Genomic DNA, 6347 nt, shown 5'->3' with positions numbered 1-6347 from the left:
TAGCAAGTTTTGAGAATTTATCGAAGGGAATTTTAATTGTCTGTTTTTGAGATTGGGACTGAAAGTTTAATTTTCCCTGAATCTTTCTAACAGTTCTGAGCGAGATAAATTGGCCAGAGAAAGAAGTAACCCGGTGCGTTCCGAGATGGGAAGTTGGGCAATCTGTTCCACCAGACCAGATAATTCTGCATCTAGGCTGCCAAAGCGTCCTTCCAGAAGACTGGTTATCAGGGAATACCGGGCCTTGCTGATTTGAGATAGGAATCTTCTTGTGTGGGGTTTTTAAAAGCTAGAGCCAAACTAACTTTTGGATAGGATGCACAGTCTTCCAGAAGACTGGTTATCAGCAAGTACCTGGCCTTGCTGATTTGAGATAGGAATCTTCTTGTGTGGGGTTTTTAAAAGCTAGAGCCAAACTAACTTTTGGATAGGATGCACAGTTTTGTGACTTTCTCTCATTTATGGTGAGCAGCAGAAGTTATTAAAAGAGGGCGAAGGCAATTCGCCCCTACAATAATATTATTGCGGCAATGGTAGGGGTGCATCGCGTGCGCCCAAAATCTAATATAGATATTTCTACAAAATTGAGATGCAGCAGCCTTCATACCTTGAGTCAGCAACACCAGCAGCAGAAAAATTAATTCTGACTCAAAAATAAACTGGGCAATCCGATAAGATTATCCTGCTTAAAAAAGATCGAATTTTGTTGTCGCAATTTACCGATTAATCTTGTTACTGTTACTCTGGTAGTGCCGATGGCGCTGGCAATTTGAGCGTGAGTTAGGGGATAGGGGAGATAATAGCCTTCCACACAGGGTTGACCGTATTCTTCCAATAATAGAACCAAGAACCCCATTAATCGATCGAGGGAGCGTTTTTGACCGAGAATACTCAACCAAAATAACTTACGCTGGTATTGATGGCGAAAAGTTTCCATAACAGCCGATCGCAATTGCGGCCATTGTTCTAGGTCTTCCCAGTATAACCAGACTAACTCGGTCTCGTCTAGATGAGCTTGGGCTTGTAATTGAAAGGGAAATTGAGAAACAATCTCAAAAGGTTGACCTGCACCCACAAAACCGAGAAATACTTCCTCACTATCGGCAATAGGTAGTTGACGGGGGGATTTTTGGTCAATAACGTTAACTTGTGCCTTACCAACAATACGAATCGCCCCAGATTCCACAAAGTATAATAGCCCGGGGCGCGTGGCTACTCTTTCATCTTTGGCAAAGGTATGGTTACGATAATGGGATTTTGCCCAGTTAAAGATTTCTGTTTCTTGACCGATTGAGGGTATAAAATCCGACGAAGGAACCGAAGAAGACATTAAAATTAATAACCCACTGGGGCGTTGAGGGAACTGTAAACTAATGTAACAAAAAATTTCTGTGATTGGGGGGGAGTCTTGTCGCCGCTGGATGTTTATTGGTCAATAATCCCTAAAAGTCGCGGGGATTGGGCAGATAGGGGAAGTATTAAGTATTCTTAACAGTATCCCCGCCCCAATGTTACAAAAGCTAGATAATCACCTTATCTATTTTTAACTTTTTCTCGCTTTTCTGGGGACTATGGCTTAGGATAGGATGCGTAACTATAATTTTCTATCCGATGACAAATGATAGATGATAGTTGATAGATAACTTAAATTTATACTTTTCCTTAAAAACTTCGGTCAAACTTGTATGAATAGCATTAGACAAAAAGTGGAATCCCTCTTGAATCAATTACCCGATGATTGTTCAATTGAAGATATTCAGTATCATTTATACGTTCTGGAGAAGGTGCGTCAAAGTTTGAACGCTGCCTCTCTAGAGAATACAATCCCCCAAGAAGAAGTTGAGGGTCTTTTAAACAAATGGCTGATCGAGTGAATTATCGCCTTGTCTGGTCGCCCAAAGCAATTGAAGACGTGGATGCGATCGCATCTTATATCAGTCGAGATTCCCCGTCCTACGCGGCGGCCGTCGTGCGTCGAATTCTTGATATAAGCTATTCTTTAGAAAATTGTCCCCTAGAAGCGAAAAAATGCGCCGAATTTAGCGATGAAACCATCCGAGAAAAGTCTGCCTACGCCTACCGTCTGATCTATCAAATTCAAGGGTCAGTAGTTATTATAGCGGCGATCGTCCATAGTAAGCATTTCTTGGATTGATCGAGTCAGTGATCAGTAATCAGTTATCAGTTATCAGTTATCAGTTATCAGATTTGAGTTTTCAGTTCACAAGAGCCGAATCTAAAACCAAATTTGTTAAGCTAAAAGCTTTAATCTACTAAGTTTCTAGCCTTCTTTTTAGGTAGGAGAATTGCCAGATTCTTTCTTGGAGCCTATTGCCTGTTGCCTATTGCCTCTTGCCTTCAGTTCACTGATTACTGTTTACTGTTTACTGATCACTGAAAAGTCCCCCAACCCCCAATTTTGAGCCTAATTCCCGCTTAATCCGGTTGAGAATCGAGGTTTCATCGAGGGAATCGAGAATACTGGCCACCACTGCCTTCGGGCCATCGGGTCCCCAGGTGGCCCCATTAGCGAGATAGGTTTTCGTCACTTGGCCGATCGCGTAACAGGATACACCGGCAACTCCCGCTTGAGTCAGGGCGATCGAAGTATAGGGAAGGAGAGAAATGCCGCCAGTGGCAGGAATCGAGAGACCGAGCAGTCCTTTTAGGGAACTTAAACCCAAAACCGCTAAAAATTCGCTGGCACTAATGCCACCCATATTGAGGGCAATTTTTTGTAAAAGAGCGATCGCCCCCTGACGAGTTAAATCGATGCCGTATAAGCGAGAAAGAGCGAGAATCATGGCTAGATCGATAACTGCCCCCGTAAACAGATCCAACACCGTCACCGGATTCAGAGCGATCGCCGATGCTTTGATCATCACTGCTTTTTGAATCAATTGATTAGCCCCGCGATCACGGATAGCCATTTTGCGGGCGACAATTTGCTCGTTTACCTCGTCCGCATACAGCATAGAATTGAGTGCTACCAGCGATTTACCCTCTCGCTCTAGAATTTCCAAAATTTTGAGTTTCAGGGCTTCTATCTGTGGTTTTCCCCGAAATCGTTGCGTTTTTAGCCGACCATCCTGCCCTTTAACCGTCTCCGCCAGGAGGGGAGAGGCCGCCACCATAACAATCTCATCGGGGGAGAGTAATTCTTTCACCCGTTCTGAGGCGATTTTCTCATAGATAGCGAGGCGATCGACTTCCGGATACTGATCGATTTTATTAAAGACCAAAATCATCGGTTTTGCTGCTTCGCGTAACTTGGCCAAGGCGGAAAATTCCACTTTGGTCATATCACCAGAGATGATAAAAAGGATTAAATCCACCTGCTGCGCCACCTGACAGGCGAGAATTTCCCTCGTTTGCCCATCTACCTCATCAATACCGGGAGTATCAAGCAATTGCACCTGAGCATTACCCTGGCCGTTCAGGGTCAGACGCGCTAGATGAGGGAAAGTATCATCGCTGCTTAACTGCCAATTTACCCCTTTAATGGTGCGGGTAACTCCGTGTAAAGGACCGGTTGTAAAGATTTCTTGACCGACCAGAGCATTTAAAATCGAGGATTTTCCCCGGCCCACCAGGCCAAAAGCGGCAATTTGAATCAGGGATCGATCGAGTTTTTCTAGCAGGGCCACTAGGCGATCGATCTCCGCTTCTAGACCAATTTTCTCGATCGAGGTAAGATCCAGACGATCAACAAGTTTGCTCAGAGAATTGCGTGCCTGATTATAGTTGAGTTCTTCTTGAATAGTGCCGACACCTCGAAGCGCTTGTTCTAGGTCTTCGGTATTCCAAGCTCGATCGAGGAACGGGTCAGAGGTCATTTCAGTTATCAGTTATCGGTTATCAGTTATCGGTTATCAGTTATCAGTTATCAGTTATCAGTGACTGAGTGGGTAGGTGTTAAAAATTGTCAGATACTCCCCTTATCAAGGGGGGATTAAGGGGGGATCAAGGGGGGAACCATCTTCAATTTAATTATAACCAGCTACTTTATTAAGGATAATCAGGATGAGTGTCATCTACGACTTGGAACACATCACCACCTATCATTATCGTAAACCGGTAACTTTTGGGGAACATCGGGCGATTTTTTTGCCCAGCGCCGGTCACGGTGAAAGAATTATCAGTTATTCTGTAGAAGCGAATATTGCCGCCAAAACGCGCTGGACTATGGATACTCTATCTAACAACGTGGTAGGGATTGAATTCGCTCAAGCAGCGTCAGAATTAATCGTTACCTGTCGATTACGGGCGGAACATTTTGGCTTAAAAGCGATCGCTGATTTTCCCCTCGATCAACGGGCGATCGAAATTCCCATCCAGTACACCCCCGATGAATGGTCAGATTTAGTGGTGTTTATGCGTCCCCACGCCGAGGATGCCGACGGCAGCCTGGCAGCTTGGGCCAAAAGTTTTGTAGCGGGGGACCAAGATGATACCCTCGATGTCATGGAAAGAATGATGGCGGCTATCAAAGATAATTTTACCTACCAATCCCGGGAGAGTGAAGGAACTCAATCCCCCGGAGAAACCCTGCGGCTAAAGTCGGGAACTTGTCGCGATTATGCTTGGTTGATGATCGAAGCTTTGCGAAGATTGGGTTTAGCCTGTCGTTTTGTCAGTGGCTATCTCTACGATGCTGCCCTCGACGGTGGTGAAGTGGGAATGACTGGCTCTGGTGCTACCCATGCTTGGTTACAGGTTTATCTGCCGGGGGCCGGTTGGCGTAATTATGATCCGACTAATCAAATTACCGCCGGCTTTGATTTAATTCGAGTGGCGATCGCTCGTCATCCCGGTCAAATCATACCTCTTTCCGGTTCTTGGTTTGGTGATGCCGATGACTATTTGTCTATGGATGTTAAAGTGACCATTCGCAAGCTGGGGACGCTGCCGGATTTTGATCCCAGGGAATAGGTTGAATTTCGGGTTTTTCCTTGACTGGCGATCGGTTTCTGACTCCCCCAAAGGAAAACTTCCTACTTCACTAAGCTGTTCGTAATTTAAAGCGAATATTCCAGTTAGGTTATAGCATTTTTATCGATTTTTGTCAAGATATATTTGACACAATTTATTAGAAAAAGGGTTTCTAATTAAAGAGGGCGAAGGCAATTCGCCCCTACAATAATATTATTGTGCCAATGGTAGGGGCGCATCGCGTGCGTCCAGAATGTCCTATAGATATTTCGACAAAATTGAGATGCAGCCAACCCTTTTTCTGGTTTCTAATTAAAGAGGGCGAATCCAATTCGCCCCTACAATAATATTATTGTGCCAATGGTAGGGGCGCATCGCGTGCGCCCAGAATATCCTATAGATATTTCGACAAAATTGAGATGCAGAAAAAGGGCTTCTTTTAGAAACCCTTTTTCTGCTTTCCAACTAATCCTATTTGACCTAATAGGTAAGGAATAAGAGTAAGGCTAATTAATGAATTAGCCTTACTTTTTTAGTTTCCAACTAATCCTAATGTGTAATTAATTTTGCTTAGGTACTTAACTATAAACGGGATTATTTCGGCCAAAGTTTTTGAAATTTTCCCTCTTGACCATTATTCTCGTCTAGAAAACCTAGAAAATAAGCACAATCATCAGAGTCATCAGGAAAAATTGTTAATAATTCTAGGTATTGATGATTATTTTTGGGATACATTCGATGCCAAAGACGACCAATTTGATTGAGGTTTTATAGATACTTAAATTATCCAATTTTTGATAGGCTTTGTGAAGCCATGTTATGGCTAGGTAATCATCTTTATTTTCAGCAATTCTTCCCCAAACCTCGATATTTTTAGGCTGCCAAATTTCTCGCCACTTAGCACTATTATCGGGAGTTATGGGGATATATTTTTGTAAGGTCATCCATTCTTTAGCAATAGTGCGAACATCTTTGATAAAGGGATGAACATGAGTTAAATCTCTGACTTTATTATCGTTGATTAAAGAACTTTTATACCCCCATTGCCAATGACAGCAAATTAAGGGTTTATTGGGATAATAATCCTCATAGAAAATACTATGATCTGCTCGTCGCCATGATTTACCAAATCCTCCTAATAACATGGCAAAACGAGTGAGAAAACGAATTAATTTTTTTAAGCATTCTTGCTGGTTTTCGGGGAGAGATTGGGTGAGAATCCAGCGCAATTCTCCTGTTACTGTGTAGGTGGGTTCGTTGTAACCCTTGGCAAAGGGGTGGTGATTCGGTAGTAGTGATGGCGGCTTAATCCTTTGCTTTGCTGTGCATTGTAGTCATGGATAAAATACCAAAGGGCTCCCCAACGTGATTCTCCATTTTTTTAGAGAAAGATAGACTCTCTCTCACCAGCCGAG

5 protein-coding genes and 2 pseudogenes are annotated in these 6347 nt (G+C 43.3%); 3 read left to right on the top strand and 4 right to left on the bottom strand.

The features are described from left to right. Positions 1-66 precede the first annotated feature (66 nt). Both IM456_RS23630 and IM456_RS22740 read right to left on the bottom strand, forming a co-directional pair. Positions 67-246: pseudogene (locus IM456_RS23630) on the bottom strand (hypothetical protein); the annotation flags it as partial. Positions 247-637: 391 nt separating this feature from the next. Then, the gene (locus IM456_RS22740) at positions 638-1330 is read right to left on the bottom strand and encodes a Crp/Fnr family transcriptional regulator (RefSeq protein ID WP_149986828.1); all 693 of its coding nucleotides are present in this window, start codon (positions 1328-1330) and stop codon (positions 638-640) included. Positions 1331-1685: 355 nt separating this feature from the next. On the opposite strand from IM456_RS22740, the gene IM456_RS22735 reads away from it, so the two are divergent. After that, positions 1686-1874 (top strand): hypothetical protein, encoded by a 189-nt coding sequence (locus tag IM456_RS22735; protein WP_002737442.1) that lies wholly within the window; start codon positions 1686-1688, stop codon positions 1872-1874. Then, positions 1859-2155: a type II toxin-antitoxin system RelE/ParE family toxin gene (locus tag IM456_RS22730; protein WP_079206196.1), complete on the top strand. Its 297-nt coding sequence runs from the start codon at positions 1859-1861 to the stop codon at positions 2153-2155. Before IM456_RS22735 ends, IM456_RS22730 begins: the two co-directional genes overlap by 16 nt. Positions 2156-2384: 229 nt before the next feature. On the opposite strand, the gene IM456_RS22725 is transcribed toward IM456_RS22730, so the two are convergent. Next, positions 2385-3836, bottom strand: coding sequence for a GTP-binding protein (locus IM456_RS22725; RefSeq protein WP_149986829.1), 1452 nt, complete (start codon positions 3834-3836; stop codon positions 2385-2387). A 187-nt stretch (positions 3837-4023) separates the two neighbouring features. Between IM456_RS22725 and IM456_RS22720 the strand changes: the two genes are divergently transcribed. After that, positions 4024-4932, top strand: coding sequence for a transglutaminase family protein (locus IM456_RS22720; RefSeq protein WP_149986830.1), 909 nt, complete (start codon positions 4024-4026; stop codon positions 4930-4932). Between the two features lie 594 nt (positions 4933-5526). Here the strand turns inward: IM456_RS22720 and IM456_RS22715 are convergent. Further along, a pseudogene (locus IM456_RS22715) lies at positions 5527-6206 on the bottom strand (RAMP superfamily protein); the annotation flags it as partial. Between the last annotated feature and the right edge of the window lie 141 nt (positions 6207-6347).

This window comes from Microcystis sp. M079S1 (assembly GCF_020246425.1).
In the GTDB taxonomy this organism is placed as follows: domain Bacteria; phylum Cyanobacteriota; class Cyanobacteriia; order Cyanobacteriales; family Microcystaceae; genus Microcystis; species Microcystis aeruginosa.
The sequence above is the reverse complement of the archived record's forward strand: the minus strand, read 5'-3'. Positions and strand labels throughout refer to the sequence as shown.

What these genes read in the sequence shown, in the direction of transcription:
- IM456_RS22740 (WP_149986828.1), bottom strand. Translation starts at nt 1,330, where the DNA reads ATGTCTTCTTCGGTTCCTTCGTCGGATTTTATACCCTCAATCGGTCAA.
- IM456_RS22735 (WP_002737442.1), top strand. Translation starts at nt 1,686, where the DNA reads ATGAATAGCATTAGACAAAAAGTGGAATCCCTCTTGAATCAATTACCC.
- IM456_RS22730 (WP_079206196.1), top strand. Translation starts at nt 1,859, where the DNA reads ATGGCTGATCGAGTGAATTATCGCCTTGTCTGGTCGCCCAAAGCAATT.
- IM456_RS22725 (WP_149986829.1), bottom strand. Translation starts at nt 3,836, where the DNA reads ATGACCTCTGACCCGTTCCTCGATCGAGCTTGGAATACCGAAGACCTA.
- IM456_RS22720 (WP_149986830.1), top strand. Translation starts at nt 4,024, where the DNA reads ATGAGTGTCATCTACGACTTGGAACACATCACCACCTATCATTATCGT.